The 19920-nt window shown below is 38.4% G+C and carries 16 protein-coding genes and 1 tRNA gene; 8 read left to right on the top strand and 9 right to left on the bottom strand.

The genetic code is table 11. The annotated features are described in order from the left end of the window. Positions 1–87: 87 nt before the first annotated feature. Genes KJS44_RS13085 through KJS44_RS13070 form a run of 4 tightly spaced genes read right to left on the bottom strand, consistent with a single transcriptional unit; the run spans position 88 to position 3868 of the window. A complete protein-coding gene (locus KJS44_RS13085; RefSeq protein WP_244976566.1) occupies positions 88–1434 on the bottom strand; it encodes an effector binding domain-containing protein in 1347 nt (448 codons plus the stop codon). A 34-nt stretch (positions 1435–1468) separates the two neighbouring features. Further along, positions 1469–2230 carry a GNAT family N-acetyltransferase gene (locus KJS44_RS13080; protein WP_008690644.1) on the bottom strand — a complete coding sequence of 254 codons (762 nt, stop codon included), beginning with the start codon at positions 2228–2230 and terminating at the stop codon, positions 1469–1471. Next, on the bottom strand, positions 2227–2883 hold the full coding sequence (locus KJS44_RS13075; protein WP_008690645.1) for a GyrI-like domain-containing protein: 657 nt from the start codon (positions 2881–2883) through the stop codon (positions 2227–2229). Before KJS44_RS13075 ends, KJS44_RS13080 begins: the two co-directional genes overlap by 4 nt. A 1-nt stretch (position 2884) precedes the next feature. Then, positions 2885–3868 carry a helix-turn-helix transcriptional regulator gene (locus tag KJS44_RS13070; RefSeq protein WP_008690648.1) on the bottom strand — a complete coding sequence of 328 codons (984 nt, stop codon included), beginning with the start codon at positions 3866–3868 and terminating at the stop codon, positions 2885–2887. Between the two features lie 216 nt (positions 3869–4084). Between KJS44_RS13070 and KJS44_RS13065 the strand changes: the two genes are divergently transcribed. The 4 genes from KJS44_RS13065 to KJS44_RS13050 all read left to right on the top strand — a co-directional run bounded on the left by KJS44_RS13065 (position 4085) and on the right by KJS44_RS13050 (position 6972). After that, positions 4085–4396, top strand: coding sequence for a hypothetical protein (locus KJS44_RS13065; protein ID WP_008690649.1), 312 nt, complete (start codon positions 4085–4087; stop codon positions 4394–4396). Between the two features lie 81 nt (positions 4397–4477). Continuing rightward, entirely contained in the window at positions 4478–5323 is an 846-nt protein-coding gene (locus tag KJS44_RS13060) for a DegV family protein (protein ID WP_008690650.1), read from the top strand. A gap of 255 nt (positions 5324–5578) precedes the next feature. After that, on the top strand, positions 5579–6379 hold the full coding sequence (locus KJS44_RS13055; protein ID WP_008690651.1) for a helix-turn-helix domain-containing protein: 801 nt from the start codon (positions 5579–5581) through the stop codon (positions 6377–6379). A 116-nt stretch (positions 6380–6495) separates the two neighbouring features. Beyond that, positions 6496–6972 carry a VOC family protein gene (locus KJS44_RS13050; RefSeq protein ID WP_008690652.1) on the top strand — a complete coding sequence of 159 codons (477 nt, stop codon included), beginning with the start codon at positions 6496–6498 and terminating at the stop codon, positions 6970–6972. Between the two features lie 112 nt (positions 6973–7084). Here the strand turns inward: KJS44_RS13050 and KJS44_RS13045 are convergent, their stop codons facing one another. The 3 genes from KJS44_RS13045 to KJS44_RS13035 all read right to left on the bottom strand — a co-directional run bounded on the left by KJS44_RS13045 (position 7085) and on the right by KJS44_RS13035 (position 10311). Further along, positions 7085–8833, bottom strand: coding sequence for a GNAT family N-acetyltransferase (locus KJS44_RS13045; RefSeq protein WP_213540138.1), 1749 nt, complete (start codon positions 8831–8833; stop codon positions 7085–7087). A gap of 81 nt (positions 8834–8914) precedes the next feature. Further along, complete coding sequence (locus KJS44_RS13040) at positions 8915–9808, bottom strand: LysR family transcriptional regulator (RefSeq protein ID WP_008690654.1); 894 nt, start codon at positions 9806–9808, stop codon at positions 8915–8917. 137 nt (positions 9809–9945) lie between these two features. Beyond that, on the bottom strand, positions 9946–10311 hold the full coding sequence (locus KJS44_RS13035; protein WP_008690656.1) for a VOC family protein: 366 nt from the start codon (positions 10309–10311) through the stop codon (positions 9946–9948). A gap of 155 nt (positions 10312–10466) precedes the next feature. Here KJS44_RS13035 and KJS44_RS13030 point away from each other — a divergent pair, with 155 nt between their 5' ends. The 4 genes from KJS44_RS13030 to KJS44_RS13015 all read left to right on the top strand — a co-directional run bounded on the left by KJS44_RS13030 (position 10467) and on the right by KJS44_RS13015 (position 17255). After that, complete coding sequence (locus KJS44_RS13030; protein WP_008690658.1) at positions 10467–12692, top strand: bifunctional diguanylate cyclase/phosphodiesterase; 2226 nt, start codon at positions 10467–10469, stop codon at positions 12690–12692. A 209-nt stretch (positions 12693–12901) separates the two neighbouring features. After that, positions 12902–13606, top strand: a complete 705-nt coding sequence (locus tag KJS44_RS13025) for an ABC transporter ATP-binding protein (protein WP_008690660.1) — start codon at positions 12902–12904, stop codon at positions 13604–13606. Continuing rightward, positions 13606–16854 (top strand): ABC transporter permease, encoded by a 3249-nt coding sequence (locus KJS44_RS13020; RefSeq protein ID WP_008690661.1) that lies wholly within the window; start codon positions 13606–13608, stop codon positions 16852–16854. Before KJS44_RS13025 ends, KJS44_RS13020 begins: the two co-directional genes overlap by 1 nt. A 324-nt stretch (positions 16855–17178) precedes the next feature. Then, positions 17179–17255 (top strand) — tRNA-Arg (locus KJS44_RS13015). 92 nt (positions 17256–17347) lie between these two features. Here the strand turns inward: KJS44_RS13015 and KJS44_RS13010 are convergent. Both KJS44_RS13010 and KJS44_RS13005 read right to left on the bottom strand, forming a co-directional pair. Next, positions 17348–18352: a GGDEF domain-containing protein gene (locus KJS44_RS13010; protein WP_008690664.1), complete on the bottom strand. Its 1005-nt coding sequence runs from the start codon at positions 18350–18352 to the stop codon at positions 17348–17350. Between the two features lie 51 nt (positions 18353–18403). Further along, a complete protein-coding gene (locus tag KJS44_RS13005) occupies positions 18404–19906 on the bottom strand; it encodes a carboxypeptidase M32 (RefSeq protein ID WP_008690666.1) in 1503 nt (500 codons plus the stop codon). Positions 19907–19920: the final 14 nt, after the last annotated feature.

The raw sequence follows: 19920 nt of genomic DNA, 5'->3' as shown, positions 1-19920 counted from the left end.
CATTAGGAGGTACATAGTTATTTTTTAAGTATCTAAGGAAAAAGAAAGGAATGCCTTTTACCTCAAAAATAGGTATATGGCATTCCTTTATAATGTTAGTTGTAGTTGTTCATTTGGAATCGCTGATTTATAAGCACGTATAATATCACTCATACGATATAAGATGCCATACTTGCGACACTCTTTCACAAATAGTTTATACAAACGTCGAGAGTGTGGAGAATTACAGGAATAGCATTTATGATAATGTTCTTCATACGTAAAACGCAATCCGGGATAGTGCTGATCTAGCCAGTGATAATAATAATCCCTTTGATTGTCACGTAAAGACAAACCGAAGCCGCCATATACAAATATAAAATTGGCATGAGCTTCATGTGCTTTTTGAACAATGGTGAGAATATTTTCTTCGGTATCATTAATAAAAGGCAGGATAGGCATTAAGAGGATACCGGTAAATAAGCCAGCTTCCCGTAATGCTTTTACGGTTTCAAAGCGTTTAGAAGATACCGGGGCAAAGGGTTCTATTTGTTTCGACAGGGAATCTTGTGCACAGGTAATCGTGATTTTAAAAATGCTTGGATATTGTTTAGCGATACGTTTTAATATGTCAATGTCACGTAGAATCAAGGTGCTTTTCGTATCAATACCGACCCCATAGCCATAACGTTCGATTAATGCTAAGGCTCCTTTCGTTAGACATTGTGTTTTTTCAAAAGGATTGTAGGTATCCGACATAGCGCCAATGCCAATCGTTCCTTTCTTTCGTTTTTTTCGCAGTTCCATTTCCAGAATCGCCAAAGCATTTTGTTTGCCTTTGACAATATCAAAATCAGCAACCTGATAGCATTTACTGCGTGAATCACAATATACACAGCCATGACAACAACCCTTGTACAAATTCATGTTGAAGTCCATGCCAAACCATGAATGCGCATAACTTTTTCCAGCTTGTGCGCCGCTTCCTGCTAGGATTGTCTTGGCAGGAAGATATAAGAAATCTTTATTTTCATCTTCTTGTATAGGAACATATATGAAAATAGTGGAATCCGATGACTGAAAGGAAAAGCCTTCTTTGTAAACTTCCAAATAGCGAATACTTGTATCTGTGGTTTTGTAAGGAGAAAAGGGGAGTTCTTGTTTCCAAATCGTGTTTATGGTTTGCGTAAGAGCATCCATGCTGCCGGTATGCGTGTATTGCAAAAAAGAACCTCTGGGAATATGCAATAATTCAAAGTCAAGCGGATAACACTGATTTGATACTACACCGCAAAAATAATAATACTGTCCATGCTCGTATAAGGTAATCCCATACTTAATCCAAGGCTGTGTCATAGGCATATGAACACTTTTTAGTTTTGCATTAAATTGTTTCCAGAAATTTTTGATGATGATAAGATTTTCTGATAGCGAAGAGGTAAGGCGTGTGCGCATTCCTACCAAAAAAATATCATCTTGATGTATTTTTTCAGCTTTCATAGGATTGCAAAAGAGCTGTCAACTTCTTTTCTGACAGAATTTCATTGGTGATAAACTGATGGTTTATAAATAATGCATAGGTCGTTACCGGTGCAGGTACTTGTATGGCTTCTTCTTGTGACTCTATAAGATGAAGATGCGCTCTCCACCCTGCTTTTTCTACAATCTCTTTGGCTATGGCGGCATAGTGTGCGGCATGTGGACATTGGCAAGTATAATATAAAACAAAACCATCTTCTTCACAATGCAAAGTTCGCGCTGAATCTTGAAACTTCGGTGTTGCAGCAGCATCCTTTGTGTTAAGAGGAAGGTAGTATAACTGGAAGGGGGTTATCTCATCAACGCATTGGAAGCCTTTATAGGTAAGATAGTTTGGATCAGCTAAAAAGGACATCTTTTTTCGTGATGATAAAATACAAATACCTTTCTTATTGCGCTGTTTGGCATCTTCGATACAATGATTTAATAATGCGTTAGAAATACCTGTTCCTTTGTACTTACCGGCAACCCATAAGCAATTGATGAACAGGCAATGCTCAGCCTGTATGGGTATCCATGCTTTTTCGCCATCAAGATATTCGATAAATGCCTTACCTCGAACATCGGCTTTATAAAAGACCAAACCTTCTGCAATTCGCTTCTTAAGCCATGCTTTCTTATCGGTAGTACGATGTTCGCCTTTCTTTTCTGAAATGGCGCAGCAGATATGCTCTTTGTTGATATTTTCTGTAGTGAGTTGTATATATTTCATTTTTCTGCCTCCTGTTTGATGATGGGTAAACGCAAGATGGTTTTACGCTTTGCTTCACAGATTCGATTAGGGTTACTCAGATAAATTTCGTGGTGAAAACGCAGATTCGCTTCATTAATCATCACTCGATAGCCGCGTTCTTGTGCAAAGGCATGCAATTTGGCGATGGATTGTGGCTCATCATCATAGGATCCGATGTGTAGTATTTGCACACAGTCTCCTTCTTCCCATTCCCATAGACTTACTCCTGAAGTATCTGCATCAGGATGTTTTTGTTCATAGCGTAAGCAAGCTTCTTTTAAGACTTCCGCTGTCACAAAAGCAGGTAAGCGCATGATGGAATACCAATGCAGCTGATCTTTGTGAGCAGTTTCCAAGGCTTGCTCATTTTCCAACCACCATAAGCCTTCTAAAGGAGCTACCACAAAGGGAGAATAACCGAGAATCTCCCATTGTTTTTTCATGCTCATCTTAATTGTATATTGCAATCCATATAGTAGACGCACCGCTTTTGCATAAGCACCATCCTTTTCATTTGGATTTCCTGTCCCTGCTATTTTAAGATAGCTTGCTTTAGAAAGTGTGATGCGCATTGGCTTGGTTTTTACACCATAGGCATCTTTCATTTCTTTTTTTACATCATAGGCATTCATATTATCTTTCCTTTCCCTTTTTAAAAGCAATGCCATCTGCATCAACAGAGGACTTTTCTTTTGTTTCTTGTGTATGCAAAGCTATTGTTTCTACATCTTCTTCATATCGTTTCTGCATGGCTTGTAACCGCTGTTTAACTTTCTCTTTTACTGTTGAAGGAGAAAGTACTTTTGCATAAGGACCATAAGATAACAGCATACCATAGACCCATTCATCCTCAGGGTAGTTAATATGCACAAGGAAATTCCCATCTTCCAGTTTCTCTATCTGCTCAAAAGTGTATTCATCATACAGGCGATATGCCATACAGCTATCCACCCACAAGGTGATATCCGTTGTAGCTATTGGAAGTGTCATATCCTCTTCATCGGGATACTGCATGGGTAAGAAGGTTTCTTTTTCCATGTGCACCTCTTGCATACGCGAGAGCTTAAATAAGCGATAATCCGCTCGTGTAGTACAATAGGCTTTTAAATACCAGGTATGTTCTTTAAACCAAAGCTGAAGAGGATATGCCTGACGTTTGCTTTGACTGCCGTTACTGCCACAATAGGAAAACGAAATAGTATGACGTATTTGAATGGCATCCCGTATGGTTTCAAAATCTTTACGTGAGCGATTAGACCAATCAGAAAGATCCATAGCAATCCAATCAGTTTCTTGTTGATGAAATAAGGTACGCATGCGTTCTAAAGTATCTGTCGAATCATCGGTAATGGTTTGGACACCTTTGAGGGCAGATAGGATGAGTTGTTGTTCTTCTTCGCTTAATAAAGCACGATTTAAGATGAAGTGTTCCATTAAAAAGATACCGCCATCTTTTCCTTTATTGGTATAAATGGGAATACCGGCAGCGCTTAAGGTATCAATATCACGATAAATGGTACGTGTCGATACTTCAAAACGTTCTGCCAACTCTTTGGCTGTCACTTTCTTACGGTATAATAAGAGATATACGATTTCAAAGAGGCGTTGTAAGTGCATAGGATCCCTCCGTTCTATTCTATTGTAACAGATGAATATGACAGATGCTTGTCATATTTAAAAAATGTCGATAAGAAAATAATAGAACAAGCATATTATTCATCATAAATCATCAGCAAAGACATATTGCTAGATTGTGCTTATCTGCAAGGATGCTGTCACTTTTCATTATCATGGGAAAGGAGTATAATAGACAAGAAGAAAGAAGGGTTTTCGATGTTAAATAACGCAGTAAATCGTGAACGATTGATGGGCTATGCAGAAGATGTCTTACTTCCTGCAACAGCGAAAGATATCACGCTTATGGAAACGGTGGAAGAAGAAGGGGAAGAACTTTCTTTATGGCTTGTCACCATGGAAGATGAAGAGGAATATTGGCTGTTGGAGAATGGAAGTCCTTGTGGTATCTATAAACGCAGTGGTATTTATGAATCATCACAACGTGTATTTGATACTTATGCAATCCAAAAAGAACAGGCTCAGCAAGAACCGGTAAAAGACCGTTTTGCCTATGGCTATGAAAAATAAGAATCTTTCTTGCGCATAGAGGTAAGAAAGATCAAAATAAAGAACTAAACAGCTAAGCTGTTAGAAAAGAAGGTGGACGCGATGAAGATTGCAGTATTAACCGACAGTGGCAGTGCTTTAACAAAGGAAAGTGGAAAAGCGTTAGGGTTATATGTGGTGCCTTTAGAGGTCATAGACGGCACGGATGCTTTCCGGGATGGTGTGGATATGACAACACAGGAACTCTATGAGCGCTTAAGGCTGCAGCATACACCTAAAACAAGCATGCCATTAACTTCTGAAATTGAAGATGTACTACAGGAAATTAAGCGAAATGGCTATACCCATATTATCGCAGTCCCTTTATCCTCAGGGTTAAGCGGTACGTATAATACGATGCGTATGTGTGCAGAAGATCTTGCCATACCTATGACCATTATTGAAAACTACACAACTTGTGATTTACAGTGTCATGATGCTTTATTAGCATTAGCATGCAGCAGGCAGAATATGGAGCCAGAAGCTATCAAGGCATATGTGGAAGATAAGGTAAAAGAAAGTGGCACTTTGATCTTACCGAACGATATACAACATCTAAAACGTGGGGGACGTTTAACGCCACTTGCAGCTGCTTTGGCCAGTCTTTTGAAAATCAAACCGATCTTAACGATAGGGCCTAAGACAAAGGGTACCATTGATGTCTATGGGAAAGTAAGAACCGAGAAAAAAGCACAACATGTAGCAGTGCAGGCGATTTGTGATATCATGAAGAACAGTGAAGGGGATATTTATGTCATCCATTCAGACTGTTTGGATAAAGCTACAAATATAGCTGATATTATTCAAAAGGAATGTCCGTTGGTTAAAGTACATGTCAATACGATTTGTGCTGTTATCAGTGCCCATACCGGCTTAGACTGTATCGCTATTCAGTATATTAAAAAATAAATATCGTTTCAAAAGATCAGCTTGCAAAGTTTTTCTTAAGGTATTTTCAAGGGATGTCATCAGTTAAGTGAAGGTTACCTTGTGTAATCTCAAAGGGAAATGACTATGCATTAGGTGTAGGTCTTCTGAAGATGTGTTCCCAATGCAAAACGATAATCAGAATCCCTAAAGGTAAGCGATTTTCCATTAGCAGTGCTTAAAATGAATATGTAACGATATCGCTTTAGAAAAGATATGGAAGGAGAGGAATGCCCTATGCAGATGATCATTGAACCAAAGCGTTTTCTGCATAAGACGTCTTCTCATCTCTATGTGCAACCGCATCCTTTCCTTAAAAAAGCAGTGGCACATTACACTATTTTGCAGGAAAGTGCTTATACCGGCCAAGAAACCTTGCTCTTAGTTCCGGATGTCAGCGGATGCATCGTATTCAAGGTGAAAAAGAATACGATAGATGCTCAGTATTGGGGCCCTACAACAAAACTAGTCGAGGTACAGGCAGAACCAGACGATGCATTTTTCAGTTTTTTTATTGAATTTCATCAAGGTGGTGCTTATCAGCTATTTCAGCGAGGGTTACAGGAACTGTTGGATGAGAAGATTTCCTTGTCGAAGGTTTTACCAGCGTTGCAAGAGCAGATGGTGGAAGCCTATTTGCAAAGTACGACCTTGGAAATGTTTTTAGCTAAGATTGATTGCATATTGTTAAGTGGTGGGCATAAGGATAGCGATATAGTGACGATGTTACGAAAAAAGATGCACCCACAAGTGTCCTTAAAGGAAGTCGGAAATGCGATTGGGTACAGTGAACGGCATGTACAGCGTATCTTTCTGGAGCAGATTGGCTGCAGCATGAAGCACTATCAAAGAATACAGCGCATGAATCTGGCAATCCATCTCTTACAAAATGCGCATTCGCTGATTCAGGTGGCACAGCTGTGTGGATATTATGACCAGTCGCATTTTATTCATGATTTTATTCGAGTATGTGGCTGTACACCGAAAGCTTATGTGGAAAAGATGACAAGCTATTATCAAGAGCCTTATAAATTTTAATATAGTTTACTGTCGCTTAGACAGGGGGCAGATGAAAGGACACAAGCTGTCCTTTTTTTACAATTCTATGTCTTATGAATCGTTTATACTGATAATAAGAGAGAGGAGTGTTACAAATGGTAAAATTTGCAGGAGGACTCATCTGTGTGAAAGATATTCAGCGATCACGCAGATTGTATGAGGAATTATTGGAACAGACAATGTTGGAGAACTTTGGTGAAAATATAGTGTATATGGGCTTTTCTTTACAGGAGAAAAGATGCTGGGCATCGTTTTTAGATGTTGCACCTGTTGATATCAAAGCGGGTTGTTATGATCATGAGTTATACTTTGAAACTGAGGATTTATATGGTTTTATAGAAAAGATGAAAGCATATGATGTAAAGCTTTATCAGCCAATACAAGTAAGTAATTGGGGTCAGCGAATGATTCGTTTTTTTGATTATGATGATCATATGATTGAAGTAGGAGAATCGATGGATTATCTGATGTTAAACTATATCAAGCAAGGACACAGTGTAGAAGAAACACATGAGAAATATCAATTTTCTATCGATTATATCAACAACCTATTAAAAAGGCAGATATCCTAAAAAGACCCGCTGTTTACAGCGGGCATAGTTATTTATATGGAAAATCTGATGCTTATTGAGAATGCGACATCTATACATTTGCTAAGGTTTGATCGTATCGCATAGGATATTATCAGATGGTTTCATTTATATATAGATGCTCTAGCGGTAAGGATGGCTTGTGCAACTGCTTTACCATCATCACGGTCATTAATTTTCCTTTGCCGCTCACATCTTCTTCAATAGAAGTACGAAGATAAACTTTTTTTGTTGTTTGGGCTAAAAGAGATAGCATATTGGTAAACACTTTTGGTGTTGTATATGCACATTCTATAACTTCGACATCCTGCTCATGCTCTTCGATTAACAGATAACCGCATGGTTGTTGATCTTCTTCATAGACATACAATGTCTGTTGCCACAAGTCAGCATAAGGAAGAAATTGTTGAATAAAGTAATCCTTATCACGAATGCGATAGCCCTCTTTGTCTTTTGTATAAGTCTGATAGATGTCCACAAGCGCCGATATTGTAAACTGTGTAGTCAGTTTACCTTTTTCTTCATCTTGTAAATATGCCTGCTTATCCAATTTCCAACGTTTGCCCATATAAGTTTCCACAAAGCCGCTTGATTTGTAAATTTCCCAATCATATGCCTGCAGCAAAATGAAGTTTGCCGATGCATAGGGCTCTTTTTGTAAGACACTATGCAGCAATTGTTTCATATAGCCACAGCCTTCATATGCTTTTTGCGTAGCGACACCGACAACGAAATAGACACGTTCTTTTTTCCCATCCAGAGAAATGTCCATCGGACGTAACTGCAACATAGAAATCGGTTCCTGTTGACTTGTTAACAGCCAGGTATTTTCTTCATGATAAAAATGCGTAAAATAGTATTGGCTGGATGCCTTAGTTTCATCCGCAAAGCTTGTTTCCCATAATTGCATAACGGCATCTTTCCAATGGGCATCCGCCTGATGAATCTTTAAGGGTTGATAACAACTGCCAAACTTTTGAATCTTATATACGGGCTGCATGTCACTCTTGGCTTTACGCAGTTCCGGAAGTCCCATATCATCTTCTCTGTTTAGGTAACGGATGGTATCCGGAAGGGTTTCTAAATAGCATTTCAAAATAGCGATATATAAACCACGATATGCGCGATTTGCTTTTTCCACATGAATTTGTACCATATCTTCAGCCAATCGTGAGGTAATCGAAAAGGCTTCTAATTGATTATCTATGTAAATACATCCGCCTTCTACAGGTAATTGTTCCCAATATTGAAACAAGAGCTCAATGCCGATGATTTCAGCGTCGATTGTTTCATACTCTTCTTCCTTTTTGGTTGCTTTCCAACGCTTTAAAAAAGCCATAACATGAGGAATATCTTCGCGTGTTAAAGGTTTATAATAATACCTTCCTTCATATAGCTTTTCAAAAGCATGAAAGTGATTACGACGTTTCTGCATTTTCTTACCGGATAAAGTTTGTTGCTGCATGCGATCATATACATAATCGCGTGCATTATAACAATCCCAAATTAAAAACGCTTGAGGATATTCCTTTGTGAGCCAATTTTTAAACTCCTTGGTCATTGAATGCACCTCAAAGGCGATATGCAATTGCTCACTGCGCTTTGCAAGCATTTCTAAGGCTTCTTTACGGTAAGACAAGGCACAATATGGCATAAGCCATACAGGCTCATGATGCGGCATTTTCGTATATACCAATGCAAAGTTTTCGTATGTTTCAAAATAGGCCTCATAGCGATTAGACCACATCAGCAACGTCATAGCGTTTGAGTTATATTCACGGTAATCAGCTAGCGCGATATAGGGTTGTAATTCTTTCCAATTTTCAATCGTTAGTTTTTTCATAAAACCTCTCTCATTATTACTATGGTATATTATAGCGCGGTCATCATAAAAAACAAGAAATTTGCTTATAGCAGCGACTTGCTACTTTGTGTATAAGCATTCACCTTTTTGGAATTCTTCCAATAAACGACGATAATCATCCGCAAACTGACTATGTTTACGCCATAAAAATGTAATGTCATGATGCAAAGGCATGCCTTTTAAAGGAAGGATGACCAGACTGCCTTCGGCAATCTCTCTTTTAGCGGTGTTTTCATAAAGAAACGTAATGCCACAGCCTTTCACAGCAAGTTCTTTAATCAGATGAACACTGCCGATTTCCGTATAGGCAGTGAAATCATGTATGGCAATATTCTGCTCTGCTAAATAGCGTTCTAGGATTGCTCTGGAGCCGCTGCCCTCTTCACGTAATAATAATGGACAAGTTAGAAGATCTTCCAGCGTCGTAAGGCTTTGCCAATGTGGAAAGGATGGGGCACAGACCGCAAGAAACGGCTCTTTGCGATAACAGATAGCATCATAAGCATCTTTTGCATAATATCCTTCCACAAAAGCGACATCTAATTTTCCTTGATCAATGCTTTTTAATAAAGTTTTGGTGTTATCAATCGTTAAGGTAATGCTGCGGTTTGGATGTTGTTTTAAATAACTGGCAAAGGCATCTTGCAATAACCCTTCGGCAACACTTAAGGTAGCTCCAATGGCTAAAGGAGCCTCTGTTGGTTGTTTCATTTTTATCATTAATCGTGTTTCATCATGCTGTTGTGTTTGCATGGCATTTAAAAGTAGTTTTCCGGCATTTGTTAAATTTAATTTCTTTCCTGTAAACGTAAATAAGGCACATCCATAATGTTGTTCCAAATAATGAATATGCTGCGACACAGCCGGTTGCGTAATGTGCAAACGCTCTGCGGCCTTTGTATAATTCATTTCTTCACATACCGTAAGAAATGTCTGCATACGAAAATCAAGCATCCTAACACCTCCTGTTCATAATTGCTGTATCTTTATTATAACATTCTTTACATACACCTAAAAGAAGGGCTAAGCTTATCTTTTAAGAAAGATATAAAAGTAAGCAAAAAAACCACCCTAGTGGTTTTTAAGTAGTTTTAGGCAGGAACAATTTCCAACCAATAGCCATCCGGATCTTCAATAAAATAAATGCCCATCGCTTTATTTTCATAACAAATACATCCCATATCGGCATGTTTTGCATATGCCTGTTGGAAGTGATCACAAGAAAAAGCAATGTGACTTTCGTTTTCTCCTAAATCATAAGGTTGTGGATGTTCTTTTAACCATGTTAATTCCAATTGGAATTGGTGAGTATCATCTTCCAGATAAGTTAATTGAAAAGAATCATCTTCTGCTTTTTTAATCGCCGCCACATGCAGCCCTAAGGCTTCTTCATAAAAAGCAACACTTTTTTCAATATTCGTGATATTGATATTACAATGGATTAATTTAAAATTCATAAGCTAGCTCCTTTTTCTTTATTATACGACATAGCTGTGTTCGGAAACAAGTTTTTATCTGATAATGAGAATATGAAACCTAAGAAAAACCGACTTTCCTCTATTTATTTTTTATGATTTGCGTTACAATGAAAGAGGTATCAGGAGGTTGGGACATGCAAAACGAAAAGAGTAAATCTTTGCATTTTACAGAAGAAATGGATCGTTTAAGCACTTTGTTGAATCGGCATGCCGGGGAAGTGTGTTTAGAAAAAGAATTGAAAAAAGCAATCCTGCGCAACCAGCTTTTATGCGTTGCCCTGATCGATATTAATGATATAACCGATATAAATACGAAATATGGTCATGATGCAGGTGATGCTGTTATCCAACAGGTCGCACAATGTTTAAAACAAGATCTTCAACAAGAAGAATATGCTGCACGATTTAGTGGAGACGAATTTCTTTGTATATATCCTGCAAAACAGCGCCAAGAGATTCATGATCGTTTACAGAAGATAATGGAATACCTTGCCCGTAAAACCGATCAGGATGCATTTCACATCAGCTTTTGCTATGGTCTTACGGTTGTAGAACCGACACAAAAGATCACGGCTAAACAAGTAATCATGGAATGTGATGATGCGATGTATCAATGGAAACGCCGTTATCACTTAGATAAGGCACGTTATTCTATCACACACCACTCTCTTGAAGATGAAGATGCCAGACAATTTTCTTATGATACAAAACGTCTGTTGCATGCTTTAGTAGCCAGTACCGATGATTATATTTATGTATGTAATATGGCAGAAGATCCCTCTACTTTTTTATATTCACAAGCAATGGTAAAAGAGTTTGGGCTTCCTCATCAGGTAATTCATGATGCGGCTTTGGAATGGGGCAAGCACATTCATGAAGCGGATCAACAAGCTTTTTTGGAAGCTAATCTGGCCATTGCAGATAATCGCAGTGATTGTCATAATGTGGAATACCGTGCTAAGAATTGCCGTGGGGAGTGGGTATGGCTCAGATGTCGGGGACATGTGGAGCGGGATATAGATGGAAATCCAATCTTATTTGCCGGAATGATAACTGACCTCAGTAAAAAGAATAAGATCGATCATTTAACAGGTCTATTTAATAAATATGAATTTGAAGATACGATTGAGCAAATGCTGACAAAAAAGAATACTCGTCCATTCAGTGTAATGCTGTTGGATCTGGATAATTTTTCTAATATCAACAAGTTTCACAATCATCGTTTCGGCGATGAAGTATTAGCGAAAACAGCTCAGCAGATTCAATCCATCTTGCCGCAAGGGGCAAAGATGTATCGTCATGATGGTGATGAATTCCATGTGATTTTCGCTCAAGCTGCTTCCAAAACACAGATGAAAGAAGTATTTGCGGATATTCAGCATATTTACCGCACCCAGCAGGAATTAAATGATCGTAAATATCATATTACGATTTCGGCTGCTGCATTAAGTTGTCCAGATGATGCCGCAGATGTCATGAATATCTCAAAGAATTTACGTTACGCATTGGATCACAGTAAACGCAATGGACGGAATCGTTTAACATTTTATGAAAAAGGCATGCGGTTGCATGAAATGCGCGAGCTTGATTTGATAGAACAATTACGTTACAGTATTGAACACGATTTTATCGGTTTTGCATTGCACTTTCAACCACAGGTCGATGCAAATACCAAGCAAATCGTTGGAGCTGAGGCTTTAGCCAGATGGAAGAGCGATATTTATGGCAATGTGCCACCATTAATTTTTATTCCCTTATTAGAAAAAAGCGGCTTGATCAATGAAGCAGGCAAATGGATCTTTCAAAAAGCAGTACGGTACTGTAAAGAAATGACGACGATACTCCCTACTTTCTGTGTAAGCATTAATTTATCCTATATACAATTAAGTGATTTGCAATTTTTTGCTTTCATGAAACAGGTACTAAAAGAAGAAATGATCGATCCTTCGCATATCATTGTGGAGATGACCGAAAGCTATATGGTAAAGAATGATGATATGCAACAAACATTATTTCATAAGATCCGCGCTTTAGGCATTCGCATTGCCATGGACGATTTTGGGACAGGCTTTTCTTCTCTTGGGGTCTTAAAAAAAGCACCGGCCGATATTGTTAAGATCGATAAAGTGTTTATGAAAGATGTACTCACCAGCAATTTTGATGCGACGTTTATTCGCTTTATTGTTACCTTATGTCATGATGTGAATATAAAAGTACTGTTGGAAGGGGTAGAAACAAAAGAAGAATATGAAAAGGTGAAAACGATGGGACTTGATTACATTCAAGGGTATTATTTTGGTAAGCCCCAACCTTTTCGACAATTTAAGAAAAATTGTGAAAACAATACATCAGATGTTTAAAACGGTATGCTCATACCGTTTTTCCTCTTTTAGTATTCCTTATTCTATGAGGAATGGTAGGAAAAAGTGTGTCTAGGATATAATTGCTTTGGTAGGCTTTTTTAAAACAGAAGAGAAAAAGCGTAAAAACTATTGAAAACATGGAAAAGCCCTGCTTTTCAACGAAAATTCTAGTATAATAGAACATGATAGAAGATGGAGGCGGCTTTATGAGCGCATATATTGAATTTCAAAATGTAAAAAAAATATATCAGATGGGCGAAGTTCAGATTGAAGCATTAAGCGGTGTGGATTTTTCCATAGAGAAAGGTGAATTTGTCGTCATAGCCGGGGCGAGCGGTGCCGGAAAAAGTACGATTTTAAACATCCTTGGTGGTATGGATAGTGTAAGCAGTGGAACGATTTATGTGGATGGCAAAGAAATCAGCGCCTATAATGCAAAACAGCTGACCACCTATCGCCGTTATGATATTGGTTTTGTATTTCAGTTTTACAATCTGGTACAAAATCTGACGGTAAAAGAAAACGTGGAATTGGCAACACAAATTTGCAAAGAACCCTTAGATATTGATGAAACGATTGAGGCGGTAGGCTTAAAAGAACGCAGTCAAAACTTCCCGGCGCAATTGTCCGGTGGAGAACAGCAGCGAGTAGCCATTGCCCGTGCTATTGCTAAAAATCCTAAACTTTTGTTATGCGATGAGCCTACGGGAGCTTTGGATTATAATACCGGAAAACAGATATTAAAACTTTTGCAGGACACCTGCCGCCAACGTGGGGTCAGTGTCATTGTTATCACCCATAATTTGGCATTAACTGCCATGGGGGATAAAGTTATCAAGGTGCGCAACGGAAAAATTGAAAGTGTGACGATCAATGAACATCCGCTGCCGGTAGAAAGGATCGAGTATTAATGACGAAAAAAGCGCTTTTAAAAGATACCTTTCGTGAAATGCGAAAATCGCTGGGACGCTTTATTTCCATCTTTATGATTGTGGGAATCGGAGTGGCGTTTTTTGCTGGAGTAAAAGCAAGTGTACCTGATATGAAGGGGAGCGCAGATAAGTATTTTGATGACTATAATCTGATGGATATAAAAGTTATGTCAACAATTGGCATGAGCAAAGAAGATGTGCAGGCATTGACCAAAGTAAACGGAGTAAATGGTGTTTATGGCAGCTATAGTATGGATGTGGTAAATATGCGCCATAATCAGATGCGTGTATTTAAGCTTATGTCGATGCCTCTTGACACCGCTGCGGAAAACAAAAACTATATCAATCAAGCCAGAGTCATTGAAGGACGCTTACCTAAGAAAAAGGATGAATGCGTAATTGAAAAGGATGCTATTCGTCAATCCGGCATGAATATCGGTGATAAAATCACATTTGTAAGCGGAACAGAGGATGTCTTACGTGATCGTTTAAAACGAACAACCTATACGATTGTCGGCAAGGTGAATACGCCATATTATTTGTCTTATGAAAAGGGCAGTTCGTCAATTGGCAGTGGAGAAATTAATAATTATGCGTTCATACCGGAAGAAAATTTCAAAGGCGAATATTTCACGGAAATCTATTTAACACTAGATAATGTAAAACAGCTGAATTCCTATGATGATGCGTATTTTGATATTGTGAAACCGGTAAAAAAAGAGGTTACGTCACTTGTGGAAACAAAGGTAGCTGATCGTTTTCAAGATATACGCGACAAAGCATTGCGTAAGATTGCGGATGGACGTAAGGAATATCGAAAGCAAAAACAAAAATATGATAATGAAATAGCCAAAGCGCAACAAAAATTGGTGGATGCGCAAACAGCATTACAGGATGGACAGCAGGAATTAAATCATAAGAAACAGACAACGGCCATCACCTTTCAGGAAAAAGAAGCAGAGCTTAACACAAATGCAAATAAGCTGAAGAAAGCGCGTCAGGAGTATGAAAAGGGCAAAGCCGAATTCGCAAAACAAAAAAAGACGGTACAGCAACAGCTTGCCTTATTGGATAAAAATATCGCACAGTTGCAAGCACAGCTGCAACAATTAAAACAACAAAAGGCCGCCTTGGATGCTCAGCTTGCTGCTCCTGATCTTAGTGAAGATGAAAAACAGATCTTGTCTGTTAAACAGCAGGAAGTCATTGCCGGAATGCAAAAACTACAGATGACGTTGCAGCCATTACAAACACAAAAACAAAGCGCTCAGACACAGCTTGCGCAAGGTGAAAAGAAACTGACGCAGAGCAAACAGCAGATAGCTTTGGGGGAACAGCAATTAAAACAAGGAAAGATACAGTTAGCAGAAGCTAAAAAAACAGCTGAACGTGAATTTGCTTCTGCGCAACAGACAATCAATCATGAAAAAAAAGAGTTGGCAAATGGGCAGCGTGAGTTAAATGTAGAGAAAAAAGATGGTGCTGATAAATTAAAGAAAGCAAAAGAAAAACTGGACCAAAGTGAACAGGATATCAACGATTTAAAGGAACCCAAAACCTATGTATTAGATCGCCATTCACATTACTCTTATATGGACTATGGCAGTGCTGCAGATCGTATGGGTGCCATATCAAAGGTATTTCCACTTTTCTTCTTTTTGGTAGCAGCACTTGTTTGCTTAACGACGATGACGCGTATGGTAGACGAACAGCGTCAGGAAATCGGGACTTTAAAAGCACTTGGTTATACCAAAGCGCATATCGCGATGAAGTATATTATTTATGCGTCGATTGCCAGTGTATGCGGCGGTATTTTTGGTGCGGTGATTGGAATGATCATTTTCCCTACCGTGATCTACAATGCTTGGGGTATTATGTATAATATGCCATCGGTGCAATTGCAGGCACAGATTCCATTAGCAGCCACAGCGATCCTGTTAGCGTCCTTGATTACGGTAGCAGCTGCCATTATGGCTTGTTACAAAGAGCTGATCGAAGTTCCTTCCCAATTGATGCGTCCAAAAGCTCCGAAAAACGGTAAGAAGATTCTTATGGAACGTATTCCATTCATATGGAAACATTTTAACTTTATTCATAAAGTAACAGCTCGTAATATCTTTCGTTATAAAAAACGTTTCTTTATGACCGTAATCGGAATCAGTGGCTGTACGGCTTTACTGTTGGCCGGTTTCGGCATTCAGGATTCCATCGGTGAAATCGCTGTAAAGCAATATCAGGAAATCTATGCTTTTGATATGAGTATGGAATTTGATAGTGATATAACAGCTTCTCAGAAAGAAAAGCTATTAAAAAAGGTCCAAAGTCAGGATGCTGTTAAAGAGGCATCGTCGATGGCTGTCTATCATGGCTTTTATGCGGATAGTGGTGAGGATAAAGGCATTGATCTTTATGTGCCATCGGATGTCCAACAGTTCCGTGATTATATCATGCTGCGGACACGAAAAGGCCATGAACTGCTTACCTTACATGATGATGGGGCGATCATTACGGAAAAGCTTGCCAAGATGAAGCATTTATCAATAGGCGATACGTTTGCTGTTGATAATGGAGATGGTGTAAAACATAAAGTAAAAATCAGTGGGATCAGTGAAAACTATGTTGGTCATGCTTTGTATATGACACCATCCTATTATAAAAAGATTTATCATCGTTCAGCGAGTGATACGACAGTGTTTGCGAAATTAAAGACAACAAATAGTGAAGTGGAAAATGCTTTAGGTAATACTTTAATGAAAGAAGATAACGTCAGTTCACTCACTTTCTATTCCGGTATTGCCTCAAGCTTTGAAGATACCATTTCTTCCTTATCTTTTGTTGTTGTGGTATTGATTATCTCAGCCGGACTGCTTGCCTTTGTTGTCCTATATAACCTGACGAATGTTAATATCTCCGAACGTCTGCGAGAGATTGCAACCATTAAGGTCTTAGGTTTTTATGATAATGAAGTATCTACTTATGTATATCGTGAAAATATCGTATTGACCTTTATCGGTTCCATCGCGGGAATCTTTGTCGGTATAGGCCTGCATGCGCTGATCATGAGCCTGGCAGAACTCGAAAATGTTATGTTTGGCCGCAATATCTATCCGATATCCTTTGGCTATGCCGTGGCAATCACGATGTTGTTTGCTATCATGGTAAATTTAGTAATGTATCAAAAGCTGAAAAAAATACCAATGGTCGAATCTTTGAAATCAATTGAGTAAGCAATCATAATTTAAAAAAGGAAGTATGAATGTCATTGCACAATCTTATCTAAAACACGTTAGTGAAGAGGATGCACGATTTTTGTACTTCCTTATTGTATGTTTTCACAAAAAGCGATGATCTTAAGTTATAATCTGGAAATACACATGCTGGAAAGGATGTTCTTTCCACAAGCATTGTGTTAATGCAAACATGGTTTATGAAAGGATAATTTTAATTGTTTTATGTGGAGTTTACTTTTTAATATACGTATTCGAGAGGAAAAGCTTTAAATTACTTATGGCACAGCATGCGTTGTTGTGCTATAATAGGAAAGCTGATATGTGCCCGTAGCTCAATTGGATAGAGTATCAGATTCCGATTCTGACGGTTGCAGGTTCGAGACCTGTCGGGTGCGCCAATAAAATGAAAAAAGTCCTGATGGACTTTTTTTGATATTTCGGCAAAGCTTGAATAAACCTTATTGTTGCTATATAAGATGATATGCATATTTTAATGCTTTGTGTCATAAAAACAAATGGTGTTATCGCTATGTTTCTTAGCTTCATACATGGCCTTATCCGCATTTTGCCATACCTTATCAAAGTTTGTACCATGTATCGGATAATAGGCAACACCAACGCTTAACGTAATTGTCTGTGCAATATCAAGTGCTTTTTGTGCTTGTTTCCAATAGGTAAAAAAGCTATTGATCTTATCTTCTACACAAGTGATATCACCTTCACAATTTGTTCCATAGACAACAAACTCATCTCCGCCAATTCGTCCGCATAGACCTTGAGAGAACACGGTTTTCATGCAATAAGCCAGCGTTTTCAACACCTTATCACCGAAAGGATGCCCATAGCTGTCATTAAACCATTTAAAATGATCAACATCAATCATCAGCATGGTGCCGTAAGCATGTTTCGCCATAGTCTGTTCAATCTGTTTTTCACAATATTGGCGATTCCAGATATCCGTCAAATAATCATATTGTGAGTAATAAAGAACCTGCTGATTTCGCTCTTCTAATTCTTTCGTCTTTTGCGCAATGCGCTCTTTCAACATCCGATTGCTTTGATCGACAATGTGTTTAGGAAAAAATTCATTATCCATCTGATTATGATCACCAACAGATTGATGGACATGCAAAACTTTCCATTGCTCATTCTTATAATGAAGCAACATAGTAAAGCGTGTTGTGACCTCATAAATAATGCGATTTTTTCCATTTTCTTTTGTATGCAGTTCCCCTATGATATTGAAAGTATGCGCATCACACGCATATCCTTGATACCATTCTCGAGTGATGAGAAAGGAACCATCCCATTGTTCTTCTTCCTGATACAGCTTCTGAAAACACTCCGCACTGGTATGACAGATTTCATGCGCCCCTGTACCGATCAGTGTCATTTCCTGATCAACAAAGGTGGCTAATGTTTTATAGTCTCGCTGTTCTAAATAAAGATGCCATATTGTACGGCAGATGTTTTTTGCCTCTTCTATTGTTTTCATGATGTCGACTCCATTTACCTCAAAGATCCTCAAGCGTGTTTTTACGCTTTTTTATACATGCGATAGACCATAAACTTTCATAAACTTATTTTTCAAATAGTCTATATAATATTCTGGATTGAAAGGTTCTCCACTTGCTTTGAGCAGAATTTCATCAGCTGTTAAGCTTGCTCCATAACAATGCACGTGTTCTTTTAGCCAATCACTGATAATCTTGAATTCACCTTTGCGTAAGGCGTTTTCAACATCAATATCCTGTTGCATGGCGTGATAAAATTGGGCGGCATATGCACTACCCAATGCATAGGTCGCAAAATATCCCAAATCTGCAGCGCCCCAATGCATATCTTGCAAGATGCCATCTTTATCATGCGTTGGACGAATGCCGAGATACTCTTCATACTTATCATTCCACATGGTATCTAAATGTTCATAATCAACCTTGCCATCAAAGATTTCTTTTTCAAGCTCATAGCGAATAAGGATATGAATCGGATAGGTAAGTTCATCTGCTTCCGTACGGATCAAAGAAGGTTTTGAAACATTGATCATGGTCATGAATTGATCCAGTGATACCTGTTGCAATTGCTTAGGGAAATGGGCTTGTAGCTTTGGATAGTTGTATTCCCAAAAGGCTTTGTTACGTCCGATATGGTTTTCCATTAAGCGTGATTGTGATTCATGCATGGCAAATCCGATATCATTTTTAAAGGCGGTATCGGTAAATGCTTCATCAACCTGCAGACTGTATAAGGCATGACCATATTCATGAATGGTTGAAAAAATAGCCGATAGGACATTGTCTTTATAATAATGAGTTGTAATACGTGCTTCATTTGCAGAAAAGAAATCCGTAAAAGGATGCTCGGTCGTTCCCATGTAGCATTTCGTCGGATCTACTTGCATATACGCATTTAATTCTTGCATGAAAGCTTCCTGTTCACAAAGATCAAAATCTTGATATAAAAGACTGTCATCAATCTTGCGTCCTTCTTTTTGAATGCGCTGAATGAGTGGTAAAAGTTCTGTTTTGATGCGGGCAAAGAAGACATCATATTTTTCACGATTCATACCTGACTGATAACGATCTAATAAATAATCATAATCGCTGCAATCTTTTTCAACATAGCTTATGACTTCTTTCTGTGCTTTGATAACTTGGATCAGATGCTGCTTAAAGTGTTTGTAGTCATCACGTTCTTTTGCTATCTGCCATGCTTCTTCACTGTCCGCAACGGTTTTTTTGAAGCGGATATACACATCTTTTGGCAAGTTGCGATTGATATCCAACTCTTTGAAATACAAGGCCAATTCTTTCTTTAATTTTTCATCCTTGGTAATCTTCATTAAGGTTTCTAATTTCTTTAGATGCTCAGGATTCATCTGATAGGCAAAAGCTTCCCCTGCCAGAATTGACATCATCTCATTGCGATAGGGGATACCAGCACTTGGCGCGATGGTTGCCATATCAAAATACATGGTAGAAAAAGCCAATGTATAGGAAGCGTTGATACGCTTATATTCTGAAAAAAATGTTCTTAGTTCTTTTTCCATTACTTGATACCTCA

This window comes from Longicatena caecimuris (genome assembly GCF_018406465.1).
GTDB classification, from domain to species: Bacteria; Bacillota_I; Bacilli_A; order Erysipelotrichales; family Erysipelotrichaceae; genus Longicatena; species Longicatena caecimuris.
This window is presented reverse-complemented; position numbering and strand designations above follow the sequence as displayed.

Coding starts and splice junctions, on each gene's coding strand:
- KJS44_RS13070 (WP_008690648.1), bottom strand. CDS start 3,868: ATGCACTTACAACGCCTCTTTGAAATCGTATATCTCTTATTATACCGT.
- KJS44_RS13005 (WP_008690666.1), bottom strand. CDS start 19,906: ATGGAAAAAGAACTAAGAACATTTTTTTCAGAATATAAGCGTATCAAC.
- KJS44_RS13030 (WP_008690658.1), top strand. CDS start 10,467: ATGCAAAACGAAAAGAGTAAATCTTTGCATTTTACAGAAGAAATGGAT.
- KJS44_RS13085 (WP_244976566.1), bottom strand. CDS start 1,434: ATGCGCACACGCCTTACCTCTTCGCTATCAGAAAATCTTATCATCATC.
- KJS44_RS13065 (WP_008690649.1), top strand. CDS start 4,085: ATGTTAAATAACGCAGTAAATCGTGAACGATTGATGGGCTATGCAGAA.
- KJS44_RS13050 (WP_008690652.1), top strand. CDS start 6,496: ATGGTAAAATTTGCAGGAGGACTCATCTGTGTGAAAGATATTCAGCGA.
- KJS44_RS13045 (WP_213540138.1), bottom strand. CDS start 8,833: ATGAAAAAACTAACGATTGAAAATTGGAAAGAATTACAACCCTATATC.
- KJS44_RS13080 (WP_008690644.1), bottom strand. CDS start 2,230: ATGAAATATATACAACTCACTACAGAAAATATCAACAAAGAGCATATC.
- KJS44_RS13055 (WP_008690651.1), top strand. CDS start 5,579: ATGCAGATGATCATTGAACCAAAGCGTTTTCTGCATAAGACGTCTTCT.
- KJS44_RS13060 (WP_008690650.1), top strand. CDS start 4,478: ATGAAGATTGCAGTATTAACCGACAGTGGCAGTGCTTTAACAAAGGAA.
- KJS44_RS13035 (WP_008690656.1), bottom strand. CDS start 10,311: ATGAATTTTAAATTAATCCATTGTAATATCAATATCACGAATATTGAA.
- KJS44_RS13010 (WP_008690664.1), bottom strand. CDS start 18,352: ATGAAAACAATAGAAGAGGCAAAAAACATCTGCCGTACAATATGGCAT.
- KJS44_RS13075 (WP_008690645.1), bottom strand. CDS start 2,883: ATGAATGCCTATGATGTAAAAAAAGAAATGAAAGATGCCTATGGTGTA.
- KJS44_RS13025 (WP_008690660.1), top strand. CDS start 12,902: ATGAGCGCATATATTGAATTTCAAAATGTAAAAAAAATATATCAGATG.
- KJS44_RS13020 (WP_008690661.1), top strand. CDS start 13,606: ATGACGAAAAAAGCGCTTTTAAAAGATACCTTTCGTGAAATGCGAAAA.
- KJS44_RS13040 (WP_008690654.1), bottom strand. CDS start 9,808: ATGCTTGATTTTCGTATGCAGACATTTCTTACGGTATGTGAAGAAATG.